Here is a 14,369-nt window from a genome sequence, read left to right on the forward strand (position 1 = left end):
CACCCTTTCAGACGACGAGGGGGTGGCGGGAGACCGCGCGACCGGCCCCGTCGTACGAGGCCCAGGCCGCGGCCAGGTTGTCCACCGCCCGCGAAAGCTCGTCCTCGGGGAAGAGGAAGTGCAGCCGCAGGTGGTCGGCGTAGGCGCCCAGCGGGTCGAAGGAGCGGCCGGGAGGCACCGCGACGCCGTGCCTGAGCGCCACCTGGGCGAAGGAGTCGGCGTCGCCGTGCGGGACGCGTACCCAGATGGTCTGGCCGCCGAGGGCGGGCTCGAACGTCCAGGACGGCAGCCGTGCCCGCAGCTCGGCGCACAGATGGTCGTGGCGGCGGCGCAGCGTCGCGAGCTGGGCGGCGCGGACCTCGTCCAGGCGGCGCAGCAGCGCGGCGGCGGCGAGCTGGCTGACCACCTCGCCGCCGAGGTCCTGCACGGCCCGCAGCCTGGCCAGCCGCGAGACCAGCGGCGCCGCCGCGCGGATCCAGCCCACCCGCAGCCCGCCCCAGACGAGCTTGCTCAGCGAGCCGACCGTGATGATCTGCTCGCCCCGGTGGAAGCCGGCCAGCGGCATCGGGGTCTCGCCCGAGAAGCACAGCTCGGCGCGGACCTCGTCGTCGATCAGCGGCACGTCGTGCTCGGCGGCCAGCGTGGCCAGCCGCCTGCGTGACGGGTTGTCCATGATCGCGCCGTCCGGGTTGCGGACCGAGGGGACGAAGTAGGCCAGCGCCGGGCGCTCGCGCAGGTCCTCGATGCTGGCGGCGGGCCGCACGACCGCCGCCGCGTGCCGGAACGCCTCCAGCGCGCCCGGGTAGGCCGGCGTCTCGGCCAGCACCGTGTCGCCCGGCGCCACCAGCAGGCTGGTGAGCAGGGTGAGCGCCTGCTGGGCGCCCGTCGTCACGATGATCTCCTCGGGCGTCGTGGGCACGCCGCGGCCCGTGTAGTACGCGGCCAGCGCGGCCCGCAGCTCCGGGTTGCCCGCTGGCTGGTAACCCATCTCGTGCAGCCCGGCCAGGCGGTGGGCGGCCTCGGCGTACGCCTCGCACAGCGCGGGCGGCGGGTCGTGCGGGGCGGCGCAGGTCAGGAGCTGCACGTTGTCCGGCGGGTGCAGGATGTGCAGCAGCAGCGGGTTGGCGGCCACGCCGTCGGCCGTGCGCGTGGCGGGCAGGTCGAGCGCGGCCACCCTGGTGCCGCTGCCCTGGCGGCGCACCAGCCGGCCCTCCTGCTGGAGCAGGTCGTACGCGGCCACCACCGTGCCCCGGCCCACCGCCAGCCGCCTGGCCAGCACCCGGTCGGGAGGCAGCGGCTCGTCGGGCGCGAGCACGCCGTCGTCGATCAGCGCCCGCAGGCGGGCGGCGAGCAGCAGGTACAGCGGCCCGCGCCCGGACGCCCACCGGCCGAGCAGATCGACGAGGTCATCGAGATTGGCCCCATTCATGGACCAATTCTGCCGTATTGGCTCTGACATCGGATCCGCGGCGGATGGATCCTGGAGTCATGAACGATTTCCGCCCCGAGACGAGAGCCGTGCACGTCCCGCAGCCGCCCATCGAGGGCAGCCGCCCCATCAGCGTGCCGATCTACCAGACCTCAGGCTTCACCTTCGACGACCCCGCCGTCATGGCCGAGTCGATGGGGCGCCCCGACGGGGCGTTCGTGTACGGGCGCTACAGCAACCCGACCGTGCGCTCGCTGGAGCTCGCCGTGGCCGGGCTGGAGGGCGGCGAGCACGCCATCGCGACGGGCTCGGGCATGGGCGCGATCAACGTGGTCCTGCTCGGCCTGCTCAAGCCCGGCGACCACTTCGTGGCCCAGCGCTCCCTGTACGGGGGCACCGCCGCCATGATCAACGAGCTGGTCGCCCGGTTCGGCATCACCGTCACGTACGTGCCGGAGAACGATCCCGCCGCCCTGCGCGCCGCCGTCCGCCCCGAGACGCGGCTGGTCTACCTGGAGACGATCAGCAACCCGATGACGCTGGTGGCCGACCTGCCCGGGATGTGCGAGGCGGCCCGCGACCTGGGGATCCTGTCCGTGGTGGACAACACGTTCGCCACGCCCCTGCTGTGCCGCCCGTTCGAGCACGGGGCGGACATCGTCGTGCACTCCACCACCAAGTACCTGTCCGGGCACACCGACGTGGTGGGCGGGATCGCCGTCTTCGCCGATCGCGGGCTCTACGACAAGCTGTGGCACTTCGCGATCGAGCTGGGGGCCTCGCCCGACCCGTTCGCGAGCTGGCTGACGGTGCGCGGGCTGCAGACGCTCGCGCTGCGCATGGAGCGCCACTGCGCCAACGCCGAGTACCTGGCCACCCGGCTGGCCGAGCACCCCGCCGTCACGGCCGTGCACTGGCCGGGGCTGGCCACGCATCCCTCGTACGAGCTGGCGGCCAAGCTGCTGCCCGGGTTCGGCGGGGTGTTCTCGTTCGACCTGGCCGGCGGGCGGGCGGCGGGGGAGCGGTTCATGAGCTCCGTACGCCTGGCGCTGCTCGCCCCCTCGCTCGGCGGCGTCGAGACGCTCGTCCTGCACCCCGCCACCACCTCCCACCGCGCGCTCAGCCCGGAGGAGCTGCGGCGCAGCGGCATCGGCGAGGGCACCGTCCGCATCGCGGTCGGCATCGAGCACCCCGAGGACCTGTGGGCCGACGTGTCACAGGCCCTGGCATAGCCTGAGGACCGTGACGACTGTTGACCGTGAGCACGTGCCGGCGGCCGCACGGCGGATCGCCGGGCACGTGCTCCGCACGCCCGTGATCGAGGTTTCGCCGGGGCTGTGGCTGAAGCTGGAGCTGCTGCAGCACACGGGGTCCTTCAAGGTGCGGGGGGCGTTCAACCGCATGCTGTCCGCCGGTGAGCTGCCCGGGAGCGGCGTGATCGCCGCCAGCGGGGGCAACCACGGGCTGGCGGTGGCGTTCGCCGCGCGGGCCCTGGGCGTGCGGGCGGAGATCTTCGTGCCCGAGGTGACCAGCCCGGTCAAGGTGGCGGGGCTTCGGGCGCTGGGCGCGCACATCACGCAGACCGGCGCCATCTACTCCGACGCCGCCGACGCCGCCGCCAAGCGGGCCGCCGAGACCGGGGCGCTGGTGGTGCACGCCTACGATCAGGCCGAGGTGGTGGCCGGGCAGGGCACGACGGGGCTGGAGCTCGTCGAGCAGACCGGCGGGGTGGACACGGTGCTGGTGGCGGTCGGCGGCGGCGGCTTCGCAGCGGGCATCACCCTCGGCACGGCCGCCGCGGCTTCGGCCGGTTCCGGTCCGGCGGGCGCTGCGGTCTCGGCCGGTTCCGGTTCGGCGGGCGCGGTGGCTTCGGCCGGTTCCGGTCCGGCGGGCGCTGCCGGGGCGGGCGGGCCGAAGATCGTGTGCGTCGAGCCCGAGCGGATCCCGACCCTGCACGCGGCGCTCCAGGCGGGCGAGCCGGTGCAGGTCGAGGTCGGCGGCGTGGCGGCCGACGCGCTCGGGGCCAGCAAGATCGGCCGGCTGGCGTTCGAGGTGCTGTCCGGGCCCCGGGTGGAGAGCGTGCTGGTGACGGACGAGGCGATCGTGTCGGCGCGGCGTACGCTCTGGGAGCGGCACCGGCTGGCGGCCGAGCACGCGGGCGCGGCCGCCTACGCGGCGCTGCTGTCGGGCGTCTACCGGCCGGTGCCGGGGGAGCGGGTGGCCGTGGTGGTGTGCGGCTCGAACACCGACCCCGCCACGCTGACCACCGGCTGACCCGGCACGCACGCCATCACGCTGAGACCCGGTGGCCACCCCACCCGGGCGGCCACCGGGCGCGTGCCCGGCCCGTGCGGGCGGCCACCAGGCAGGTGCCCGCTCAGCTGTAGGTGTGCTCCGCCGCCGGGAACGCCCCGGACGCCACGTCGTCGGCGAAGGCGCGTACGGCGCGGTCCATCTCGCCGGCGAGATCGGAGTACCGCTTGACGAACCTGGCCGGCCGCGGCGTGAGCCCCATGAGGTCCTGCCACACCAGGACCTGGGCGTCCGTCGCCGCTCCCGCCCCGATCCCGATAGTCGGGATCGCCAGCGACGTCGTCACCCGCTGCGCCAGGTCGGCCGGCACGCACTCCAGTACCACCGAGAACGCCCCGGCCCGCTCCAGGTCCTTGGCGTCCGACATGAGCTCGTCGCCCGACTGGCCCCGCCCCTGTACGCGGTAACCGCCCATGACGTTGACCGACTGCGGGGTCAGCCCGAGGTGCGCCATGACCGGCACGCCGGCCGAGACCAGCGCCTCGACCTGCGGCAGGACCCGCCGCCCGCCCTCCAGCTTGACCGCGTGCGCCCCGGCCTCCTTCATGAACCTCGCCGCCGACTCCAGGGCCTGCTGGGGCGAGGCCTGGTACGAGCCGAACGGCAGGTCGGCGACCACCAGGGCGCGCGCGGAGCCGCGCACGACGGCGGCCGTGAGCGGCAGGAGGTCGTCGACCGTGACCGGGAGCGTGGAGTCGTAGCCGTAGACGACCATGGCCGCCGAGTCGCCCACGAGCAGGACCGGGATGCCCGCCGCGTCGAACACCCGCGCCGTCATCGCGTCGTAGGCGGTGACCATCGGCCACCGCTCTCCGCGCTCCTTGGCGGCGGTGAGGTCGCGGACGGTGACGCGGCGCCCGGACACGCCGCCGTACAGCGTGGTTGAAGAGGACATGTGTGAACCCTCCAGGAGACGTCTCGAGGCGCCCCAGTGGCGTCCCCGGACTCACTCCGATGATGGCACGCGCGGTCATACGCGGAAAACCTGTGGCAAAACTGTCGGTGCCTCTTGACACAATCGACGTCGGAGGTAATGAACACCATGGCTCTCGACCCTTACCGTCGCCTGCTCAAGATCCCAGGCGTCCCCACGCTGCTCCTGGTGGGGCTGCTGGCCCGCGTGCCCGCCACGGCCGTGGGCATGGCGCTGACCCTGCACGTGGCGGAGGTGATGGGGCTCGACTACGGCCCGGCGGGGCTGATCTCCATGGCCAGCACGATCGGCATGGCCGTCGGCTCGCCGCTGGCGGGAAGGTTCGTCGACAGGCACGGGCTGCGTCCGGTGCTCGCCGTCACCACCGTGGCGCAGGCGGCGTTCTGGGCGAGCGCGTGGGCGCTGCCGTTCCCCGTCCTGCTCGTGGCGGCGGCGGTGGCGGGCCTGCTGGCGTTGCCGGTGTTCAGCGTGACCAGGCAGTGCCTGGCGGCCATGGTGCCGGTCGAGCAGCGGCGCAGCGGGTTCGCGCTCGACTCGATGCTGGTCGAGATGTCGTACATGGTGGGGCCCGCGCTCGCGGTCGCGGGCATCACGACGCTGGGCAGCGGCGTGACGCTGACGGCCATCGGGGCCGGCCTGACGGCGGCGGGGCTGGGGCTGATCCTGCTCAACCCGCCGGTCCGGTCGGTCGCGGAGCTCGAGGTGGAGGCCGTGAAGGTGCCGAGGCGGCAGTGGCTCACGCCGGCGTTCGTGGCGCTGCTCGGCACGGCCGCGGCCGCCACGTTCGTGCTCACCGCTACCGAGCTCTCCCTGGTCGCCACCATGAACCAGGCGGGCCAGACCGTGTGGGTCGGGCTGGCGGTGGCCATCTGGTGCGTGTTCTCGCTCGTCGGCGGTTTCGTGTACGGCGGGCTGTCGCGGGGCTTCTCGCCCCTGGCCCTGATCGCCGCCATGGGCGTGCTGACCATCCCGGTGGGGCTGGTGGGGGGCGGCTGGCACTGGCTGGTGCTGGCGCTGCTGCCCGCCGGGCTGCTGTGCGCGCCCGCCCTGTCGTCCACCGTCGACGCGCTCAGCCGGTGGGTGCCCAGCGCGGCGCGGGGCGAGGCGATGGGCTTCCACGGCACCGCCCTGCTGATCGGCGGGGCCGCCTCGGCGCCCATCGCGGGCGCCGTCATCGACGGGGCCGGGCCGGAGTGGGCGTTCGTGCTGGCCGGGGTGGTCGGGGTGGCCATGGTGGTGGTCGCCCTGCCGTTCTGGCGGCGCCGCCCGCCCGGCGATGGTTCGGGGACGCAGCTGAAGCCGGAGGCCGCCGAGCTGCCCGAGCCTGCCGCCGTCTCGCCGTCCTGACAGTGGTGTGAGCGGGGCCCGGGAGCGAGCGGGGGCTGCTCCCGGGCCCCGTCGCGTCTCATGGGCCCGTGCGAGGGCGGGAGTTCACCTCCAGTTTACGAAACGGGACCGTTGCGTATCGGAATGCCTTGCGATACGGTGGCGTTGCGAAACTTAGACGTATCGAAATTAAGGATGTCTTTCATGGACCCGAACACAGGACATCCACGCCGCTGGGGGATCCTCGGCGTGCTGGTGTTCAGCCTGCTGGCCGTGGTGCTCGACAACACGATCCTGAACGTGGCGATGAAGACCATCGCCGACGAGACGGTCGGCCTGGGCGCCACCCAGAGCGAGCTGGAGTGGGCGATCAACTCCTACACGCTCGTGTTCGCCGGATTGTTGTTCACCTTCGGCGTGATCGGCGACCGAACAGGGCGCAAGCGCATGTTGTTCATCGGCATGTTGCTGTTCGGCCTGGCCTCGCTGGCCAGCGCCTATTCGCAGGACCCGATGCAGCTGATCCTGGCCAGGGCGGCGATGGGCATCGGCGGCGCGGCCATCATGCCGGCCACGCTGGCGATCATCTCCAACGTGTTCCCGCCGGCCGAGCGGGGCAAGGCGATCGGCGTGTGGGCCGGTGGCGTGGGCCTCGCGGTGGCGATCGGCCCCATCACGGGCGGCCTGCTGATCGAGCACTTCTGGTGGGGCTCGGTCTTCCTGATCAACGTGCCGATCGTGATCATCAGCATGATCCTCATCGCGGCCGTCGTGCCCGAGTCGCGTGACCCCAAGCCGTCCAGGCTGGACCCGGTCGGCGTGGTGCTGTCCATCATCGGCCTGGTGGCCCTGGTGTACGGCATCATCCGCGGTGGCGAGCTGGGCACCGTGGCGAGCGCGGAGGTGCTGGTCCCGACGCTGGCCGGGGTGGCGGTGCTGGGCGTGTTCGTGTGGTGGGAGCGGCGCATCGACCACCCGGTGTTCGACGTGCGCAGCTTCGGCAACGTGCGCTTCAGCTCGGCCATCGGCATGATGGGCATCGTCTTCTTCGCGATGATGGGCGGGATGTTCTTCCTCACGTTCTACCTGCAGATCGTGCTGGGGTTCACGCCGATCCAGGCGGGCGCGCTGATGATCCCGTTCGCCGCCGCGCAGCTCATCTTCGCGCCGCTCAGCCAGCGCATCAACGAACGGTTCGGCGCCAAGCTGTCGGCCACCGTCAGCATGATCGTGGTCACGCTGGCCCTGGGCAGCTACGCGCTCATGGACCAGAACACGCCGATCGTGCTGATCGAGGTCATCTTCTTCGTCCAGGGCGCCGCGATGGCGAACATCATGCCGCCCGCGACCACGGCCATCATGGAGTCGCTGCCCAGGGAGAAGGCCGGTGTCGGCTCGGCCATGAGCAACACCGTCCGGCAGGTGTCCGGCGCGCTCGGCGTGGCCGTGCTCGGCTCGGTGCTGTCGTCCAGCTACCGCGGCCAGATGGAGCCCGCGCTGGCCGGCCTGCCCGAGGACGTACGGCACGCGGCCGGTGAGTCGCTCATGGCGACGATGACCGTGGTGCAGGAGCTCGGCGCCCAGGGGCGGGCGCTGGTGCAGCCGGCGTTCACCGCGTTCGTGGACGGCATGCACGTCACGGCGCTGGTGTCGGCGGTGATCGGGCTGCTCGGCATCGCGGTGGTGGCCCGGTGGATGCCCGGCAAGGTCCGCGCCGCCAAGCACGCGGCCCAGGAGGAGCCGGTGCTGACGTCGTCCCGCGGGTGAGGGGCGGGGGCCGGCCGATGGAGCGAGCAGCGGACGGCGGCGCGTACGTGACCGGCCGCCCTGGCGACCGGCGCGCCCGCGCCGGCGAGGTATGGTGAGGCCGCGATGACGATCCAGGAATCCGGGACTGCCCGCCCCGCGGGCCGTCCGCGCAGCGAGAAGGCCGAGAAGGCGATCGTCGAGGCGACCCTCGACCTGATCGGCGAGGGCATGGGCGTGTCCGAGCTGACCATCGAGGCGATCGCCTCGCGGGCGGGCGTCGGCAAGACCACGATCTACCGGCGCTGGTCCAACAAGGAGGACCTGGTCGTCGACGCGCTCTCCACGCTCAAGGCGCCGCTGCCGCCGCTGTCCGGCACGTCGGTGCGCGACGACCTGATCGCCCTGGTCGATGCCATGCGCAGGGAGCACGGCCAGGCCCGCAGCCGCTGCGTGATGAACATCGCGATGAGCGAGGCCGACCGCTACCCGCAGCTGTTCGAGCGCTTCCTCAAGCGGGCCGTCGAGCCCCGCAGGGACGCGATGCGCCAGGTGATCGAGCGCGGCATCGCCTCCGGCGAGCTCCGCGCCGACCTCGACGTGGACATGGCGCAGGCGATGATCTCCGGCACCATGTTGTGGCACACCAAGTGGGGCCCCGCCGGCGACCTCTCGCTCGACCTGGCCGAGCGGGTCGTCGACGCGGCCCTGGCCGGCATGGCGCCGTGAGACGTGCCTTGAGACATGCCGCGAGACATGCCGCGAGACATGAAGAAGAAATGTAGGCGGGCTCGCTAGCCTCCTGGTCTGCCCCACGAAGTTGCACGGATGGCCGACTTCGCGGGGCACCATCATTTCCGGATCTTCCGGCCTAGGCAGAACGTGAGCCTTGTTCTAATCTCCGGCCATGGGCCACATGCGGAAGCTCGCGTCCATCGTCGCACTGGTGTCGGGCCTGCTGGTGGCCGGTGGCGGCGCGGCCCTGGCCCACGAGGAGCGCCCGGTCTCGTTCCCCGACGGCACGGGCTCGGTGCCGGTCCTGCGGCAGGGCGAGCCCGACCTGCTCGTCTGCAAGACCGACAAAGCCGATTTCGAACGCCGGATCGCGCATTTCCCTGCTGACCTCAAAACCCGCAACCTCGACTTATTCGCGAAATGTCAGGAAAAAGGGGTGCGGCACGTACAGGAGGCCGTCGACCGGGTGAACCGCCCCGGAATGACCATCGCCATCCTGCCCGGCCTCTACCGCGAGGAGCCCAGCCGGCCCGCCCCCACCGGCGCCTGCGCCCGCCTGCCCGCCCGCTGGTCGGACTGGGGCTACCAGATCCTCAGCTACGAGCAGCAGGTCCAGTGCCCGCACAACCAGAACCTCGTCGCCATCCTCGGCAAGCAGGACCTCCAGATCGAGGGCACCGGCGCGGGCCCTCTGGACGTCGTCATCGACGCCGAGTACCGCAAGCTGAACGCCGTCCGCGCCGACCGCGCCGACGGTGTCTACTTCAGGAACCTCACCGCGCAGCGCACCACGTTCAACTCCCTGTACGTGCTCGAGACCGACGGCTTCGTCATCGACCGCGTCCTGACCCGCTGGAACGACGAGTACGGCTTCCTCACCTTCGCCAGCGACCACGGCCTCTACACCGACTGCGAGTCGTACGGCAACGGCGACGGCGGCCTCTACCCGGGCAGCGCCTCCAACCTGAACGAGGGCCGCGGCCACGACGTCCCCCGCTACGCCATCGAGATCCGCCGCTGCAAGAGCCACGACAACGCGCTCGGCTACTCGGGCACCGCGGGCGACTCGCTCTGGGTGCACGACAACGAGTTCTACGACAACATGGTCGGCGCCACGATGGACAGCCTCTGGCCCTCCCACCCCGGCCTGCCGCAGAACCACGCGAAATTCGAGAACAACAAGATCTACGACAACAACCGCGACTACTACCGCCACACCCGCGACGGCACCTGCGCCAAGCCGCCCGCCGAGCGCGGCTACGAGCGGGGCGTGGTGTGCTCGCAGGTGGGGGTGCCGCCGGGCACCGGCGTGATCGTGGCGGGCGGCAACTACAACGTCTTCAAGAACAACCAGGTCTGGGGGCACCGGCGGGCCGGGTTCCACCTCTTCGGCGTGCCCGCGTTCATCAGGGGCGAGAACGACCTCGCCAAGCAGGCCGACACGTCCGACTTCAACCGGTACGAGGGCAACGTGTTCGGCGTCAGCCCGACGGGGGAGCGGCGGCCGAACGGGCTGGACGTCTGGTGGGACGGCCAGGGCACCGGCAACTGCTGGCAGGGGAACACAGGCGCGTCCTCGCCCATGGTGCTGCCCGTCTGCGCCGCGGCGGCGCCCGAGCTGACGGGCGGGACGCGGCGGCTGCTGGCCGAGCCGGTCAAGCTCGTCAAGCTGTACCTGTGCGCCGACTTCAGCGCCGCCGAGGCGCGGCTGCCCGCCGGGTGCGACTGGTTCGGGGCGTCGGGGCTGGGCAAGGTGGAGGCGCAGCTCGCGCTGGGCGGCTCGCTGGTGCTGGGGCTGCTGGCGGGGCTGTTCTGGTGGCGGTCGCGGCACCTGGTCAGGCGGCGCGGGCGCGCTGCTCAGGCGCATGACGGTGACGGGGCGGCGGGGCACGGGGTCACGGCCGCTCCGGCGGCGACGACCCGGCGCGGGCACCGGCTGGTCGTGGCCGGGACCCTGGCGGGCGGGCTCGGGCTGGTGCTCGACGTCGTGGCCGCGGCCCTCGGCAGCCCGGCGCAGGCCGGGGCGGCGTTGCTGCTCATGGGGGCGTGGTGGTTGTGCCTGGGCTCGGCGCTGCGGGCGGGGCGGCCGGTGTTCGGCTGGTTCACGATCGTGGTCGGGGTGCTGGCCTGCGCGGACGCGTTCGACCGGCTGGTGTACCTGATCCCGGTCATCCCGCTGGGCCCGGGGTGGATCCGGGGGCTCCTCACCGGGCTCTGGGTGTTGTGCGCGGTCGTCGTGCTGGCGCCCCGGCGGCGGCGCGCGGCGGCCGAGCGGCCCGCCGAGGCGGAGGTGCCCACGTGAGGCCGGCCTTCCGGGGGCGGGGCGCGCCTGCGGTGCGGGACTCCCGGGGCGTCCGCGTGTGCTGTGCCGTCCTGGCGGGGGCACTCGCCGCGGGATGCGGGCCGCTGTCGCCGACCCACCGCGATCCCGGCAACAGCCACGAGGTGGCGACCGGCGCGCCGATCGGGCGGGCGGACGCCGAGATCACGATCGCGGGCGGCCGGGTCCGTCCGCCTCCCGGCTGGCTGGAGGTGGCCAAGGGGCGGCAGGTCAGCATCACCGTCACCAGCGACGTGGCCGACGAGCTGCACGTGCACGGCTACGACCTCGTGGCCGAGCTGCGCCCCGGGGTGCCCGCGACCGTCCGGTTCACGGCGGACCTGACCGGCGTGTTCCAGGTGGAGACGCATGGCGGCAAGCTGGTCCTGGCCCAGCTCGCGGTCCGGTGACGGGCATGGACCCGGCGGGGGCGCTCCTGCACGGCGGCGGGCCGGTGGACCTGCTGGCGCGTGGCGGTGAGGTGCCGGTGGTGGATCTCCTCGCGCACGGTGTCGGGGAGCGGGCCGACCTGCCGATCCCGATCTTCTACGCCTACGCGGGCGCGTTCGCCGCGCTCGTCGTCTCGTTCCTGGCGCTCGGCCTGCTCTGGGCCGACTCCCGCTTCCGCGGCGACCTGGCCGGCCGCCCGATCACGCTCCGCCTTCCCGAACGCCCGGCGCTGCCGCGCGATCCTGACGGCTCGGTGGTGCGGCGCGGCCCTGGCGGTTCGGGGGTGCGGCGCCGTCCCACCGGTCCGGGCCGGGTGCGCCTGGTCGTGCGCGTCCTGACCCTTCTGGCCGCCGTCTACACCCTCGGCTGGCTGGTCCTCGGCCCGGCGGCGGAGAACGCGGGCCCGTACCTGGTGTACGTGCTCTTCTGGGTCGGCCTGGTGCCCGCGTCGCTGCTGTTCGGCCCGGTGTGGCGGGCGCTGAACCCGTTCCGGCTGCTGCCCGACCGGCCGCGCCGCCCGTACCCGTCCGGGCTCGGTCTCTGGCCCGCGGCGGCGGGGCTGCTCGCGTTCACCTGGACGGAGCTGGTCGCCCCCGAGCCCGCCGCACCCCCCACCCTGCTGATCTTCCTCACCCTGTACGCCGCCGCCCAGCTCGCCGGCACCCTCGTGTACGGCCACGCCTGGCTGGAACGCGGCGACCCGTTCGAGGTGTACTCGACCCTGATCGGCCACCTGTCCCCGCTCGGCCGGCGCGCGGACGGCAGGCGCGTGCTGCGCAACCCGTTCGACGGCCTGGACGCCATCGCCCCGGCCCCCGGCCTGGTCGCCACGGTCTGCGTGCTGCTCGGCAGCACCGCCTACGACGGCTTGTCCACCAGCCCGGCCTGGGTGAACGCCCTGCAGTCCGCCCCGTTCGGCGGTCGCGCGGGCCTGGGGACGCTCGGCCTGCTGGCGGCCGTCGCCGGGGTGGCCGCGCTGTACGCCGCGTGCCTCGGCGCGGCCGGCCTGATCGGCGGCACGAGGGGGCTGACCGGCCGCTTCGCCCACTCGCTGCTTCCGATCGCCGCCGGTTACCTGATCGCGCACTATTTCTCGCTGCTGGTCATCGAGGGCCGGCACGCGATCGTCCTGGCGCTGGGCCTGGACGCCGAGGTGGACCAGAACGCCGTCGCGCCCGGCACGATCGCCACCGTGCAGGTGCTGGCCATCGTGATCGGCCACGTCGCGGGCGTGGTGGCCGCCCACGACCGCTCGGTCAGGCTGCTGCCGCCCGCCAGGGCGGTGGCGGGCCAGATCCCGCTGTTCGTGCTGATGGTCTGCTACACGACCGGCGGCCTGACCCTCCTGCTAGCGTGAGGCGGTCCTGCGGCGGAACAGCACCGCCGTCACCGGTACGCAGATCACCACCGTGCCCGCGAGCCACGCGGTGGCCACCGCCCCCGACGACCCCATGGGCAGGCCCAGCAGCAGCGACCGCATGGCCTCGATGATGGGTGTCAGCGGCTGGTTGTAGGCGAAGTCCCGCAGCACGCCCGGCATGGTCTTTGCCGGGACGATGCCGTCCGACACGTACGGCAGGAAGAGCACGACGAAGCTGAACGCCCCGGCCGCCTGGGACGAGCTGACCAGCAGCCCCCAGACCGCCGCCAGCGCGGACATCGCCAGCACGTACCCCGTCACCAGGGCCAGTACCAGCGCCCAGTCGGCGAGCGAGGCGTCGGGGCGGAAGCCGAGCAGGAGCGCGGCGGCCAGGGCGATGGCCGAGGACGCGACGTTGCGGATCACCGAGGCCACGACGTGCCCGGCGGGCACCACCCAGCCGCTGATCGGCAGGGTGCGGAAGCGGTCGATCATGCCGCCGGTCATGTCGTCGGCGATGGTCACCGCGGTCAGCGCGGCGCCGTACCCGCCGGACATGAGCAGGACGGCGGGCACGACGAAGTCGATGTAGTCCAGCCCGCTGGAGCCGGTCGTGATCGCGCCGCCGAACACGTACACGAACAGGACCATGATCATCACGGGCAGGGCCGTGTTCACGATGAGGCCGTCCAGGACGCGCAGGTCGCGGCGCAGGTCGCGGACGACCAGGCGGCGCAGGTCGCCGGCCGAGGTGAGGGAGGCGTTCACGCCAGTGCTCCTGTCGCGGTCGCCGTGAGCTCGAAGAAGACGTCGTCCATGGTGGGGGTGCGCAGCTCCACGTGCTCGACCGGGATGCCCGCCCCGTGCAGCACGTCCAGCGCGTGCCGCAGGTGGTCGGGGCTCTGGAGGGCCAGCGTGAGCTCCCCTGCCTCGGGGTCGACGTGGGCGCCCTGCAGGGTGGCGCCCGCGAGGGGCAGGTCCGCGGGCCGCGCCGGGCGCAGGGCCAGGCGTTCCCTGCCGACCTGGCGTTTCAGCGCGGCGGGGGAGTCGTCGGCGACGACGCGGCCCCCGTTGATCACCACGACGCGGTCGGCGAGCTGGTCGGCCTCCTCCAGGTACTGCGTGGTCAGCAGGATGGTGGTGCCGGAGGCCAGCAGCTCGCGGATCACCGACCACAGCTCGGCCCTGCTGCGCGGGTCGAGGCCGGTCGTGGGCTCGTCCAGGAACAGGATCGGCGGCGCCGACACCATGCTGGCCGCCAGGTCCAGGCGCCGGCGCATGCCGCCCGAGTACGTGCCGGCGCGGCGGTCGGCGGCACCGGTGAGGTCGAAGCGCTCCAGCAGTTCCTCCGCCCGCCGCCTGGCCCGGCGGCGGCCCAGGTGGTAGAGGCCGGCGAACAGCTCCAGGTTCTCCCGCCCGGTCAGCAACGCGTCCACCGTGGCCTGCTGGGAGGTCAGCCCGATGGCGCGGCGCACCTGCGGGCCCTCGCGCGTCACGTCGTGCCCGGCCACCGTGGCGGTGCCGCCGTCCGGGGCCAGGAGCGTGGTCAGGATCCGTACGGTCGTCGTCTTCCCCGAGCCGTTGGGCCCGAGCAGCGCCAGCAGCGAGCCGGTGGGCACGGTCAGGTCGATCCCGGCCAATACTCGTGTCCCGCCGTACGACTTGGTGAGCCCCCGGGCCACGATGGCATCTGTGAATGTCTTACTGTGTATGCCGTTCATAGTTTTAAGATAATGCAGAATCCTAGGAGGGAGTC

General features: G+C 72.9%; 12 protein-coding genes. 8 read left to right on the plus strand and 4 right to left on the minus strand.

The window, feature by feature from the left end:
* Positions 1-7 precede the first annotated feature (7 nt).
* On the minus strand, positions 8-1,429 hold the full coding sequence (locus AB0I79_RS01045; RefSeq protein ID WP_357865601.1) for a PLP-dependent aminotransferase family protein: 1,422 nt from the start codon (positions 1,427-1,429) through the stop codon (positions 8-10).
* Positions 1,430-1,488: 59 nt separating this feature from the next.
* Here AB0I79_RS01045 and AB0I79_RS01050 point away from each other — a divergent pair, with 59 nt between their 5' ends.
* Positions 1,489-2,661, plus strand: coding sequence for an aminotransferase class I/II-fold pyridoxal phosphate-dependent enzyme (locus AB0I79_RS01050; protein WP_357865603.1), 1,173 nt, complete (start codon positions 1,489-1,491; stop codon positions 2,659-2,661).
* A gap of 10 nt (positions 2,662-2,671) precedes the next feature.
* Positions 2,672-3,703 carry a pyridoxal-phosphate dependent enzyme gene (locus AB0I79_RS01055; RefSeq protein WP_357865604.1) on the plus strand — a complete coding sequence of 344 codons (1,032 nt, stop codon included), beginning with the start codon at positions 2,672-2,674 and terminating at the stop codon, positions 3,701-3,703.
* Between the two features lie 103 nt (positions 3,704-3,806).
* On the opposite strand, the gene panB is transcribed toward AB0I79_RS01055, so the two are convergent.
* Positions 3,807-4,637 carry a 3-methyl-2-oxobutanoate hydroxymethyltransferase gene (gene panB, locus AB0I79_RS01060; RefSeq protein WP_357865605.1) on the minus strand — a complete coding sequence of 277 codons (831 nt, stop codon included), beginning with the start codon at positions 4,635-4,637 and terminating at the stop codon, positions 3,807-3,809.
* Positions 4,638-4,784: 147 nt separating this feature from the next.
* Between panB and AB0I79_RS01065 the strand changes: the two genes are divergently transcribed.
* The 6 genes from AB0I79_RS01065 to AB0I79_RS01090 all read left to right on the plus strand — a co-directional run bounded on the left by AB0I79_RS01065 (position 4,785) and on the right by AB0I79_RS01090 (position 12,610).
* The gene (locus tag AB0I79_RS01065) at positions 4,785-6,023 is read left to right on the plus strand and encodes an MFS transporter (protein ID WP_357865606.1); all 1,239 of its coding nucleotides are present in this window, start codon (positions 4,785-4,787) and stop codon (positions 6,021-6,023) included.
* A gap of 183 nt (positions 6,024-6,206) precedes the next feature.
* A complete protein-coding gene (locus AB0I79_RS01070; RefSeq protein ID WP_357865607.1) occupies positions 6,207-7,769 on the plus strand; it encodes an MFS transporter in 1,563 nt (520 codons plus the stop codon).
* A 105-nt stretch (positions 7,770-7,874) separates the two neighbouring features.
* On the plus strand, positions 7,875-8,477 hold the full coding sequence (locus AB0I79_RS01075; RefSeq protein WP_357865609.1) for a TetR/AcrR family transcriptional regulator: 603 nt from the start codon (positions 7,875-7,877) through the stop codon (positions 8,475-8,477).
* Between the two features lie 178 nt (positions 8,478-8,655).
* On the plus strand, positions 8,656-10,785 hold the full coding sequence (locus AB0I79_RS01080) for a right-handed parallel beta-helix repeat-containing protein (RefSeq protein ID WP_357865611.1): 2,130 nt from the start codon (positions 8,656-8,658) through the stop codon (positions 10,783-10,785).
* Positions 10,782-11,213 (plus strand): hypothetical protein, encoded by a 432-nt coding sequence (locus tag AB0I79_RS01085; RefSeq protein ID WP_357865612.1) that lies wholly within the window; start codon positions 10,782-10,784, stop codon positions 11,211-11,213. Before AB0I79_RS01080 ends, AB0I79_RS01085 begins: the two co-directional genes overlap by 4 nt.
* 5 nt (positions 11,214-11,218) lie before the next feature.
* A complete protein-coding gene (locus tag AB0I79_RS01090) occupies positions 11,219-12,610 on the plus strand; it encodes a hypothetical protein (RefSeq protein WP_357865614.1) in 1,392 nt (463 codons plus the stop codon).
* Here the strand turns inward: AB0I79_RS01090 and AB0I79_RS01095 are convergent.
* Positions 12,602-13,381 carry an ABC transporter permease gene (locus AB0I79_RS01095; RefSeq protein WP_357865616.1) on the minus strand — a complete coding sequence of 260 codons (780 nt, stop codon included), beginning with the start codon at positions 13,379-13,381 and terminating at the stop codon, positions 12,602-12,604. The genes AB0I79_RS01090 and AB0I79_RS01095 overlap by 9 nt on opposite strands.
* Complete coding sequence (locus AB0I79_RS01100) at positions 13,378-14,295, minus strand: ATP-binding cassette domain-containing protein (protein ID WP_357865618.1); 918 nt, start codon at positions 14,293-14,295, stop codon at positions 13,378-13,380. The genes AB0I79_RS01095 and AB0I79_RS01100 overlap by 4 nt, the downstream gene beginning before the upstream one ends.
* Positions 14,296-14,369 lie beyond the last annotated feature (74 nt).

Origin of the sequence: Nonomuraea sp. NPDC050202 (assembly GCF_040656115.1) — a bacterium.
GTDB lineage: Bacteria > Actinomycetota > Actinomycetes > Streptosporangiales > Streptosporangiaceae > Nonomuraea.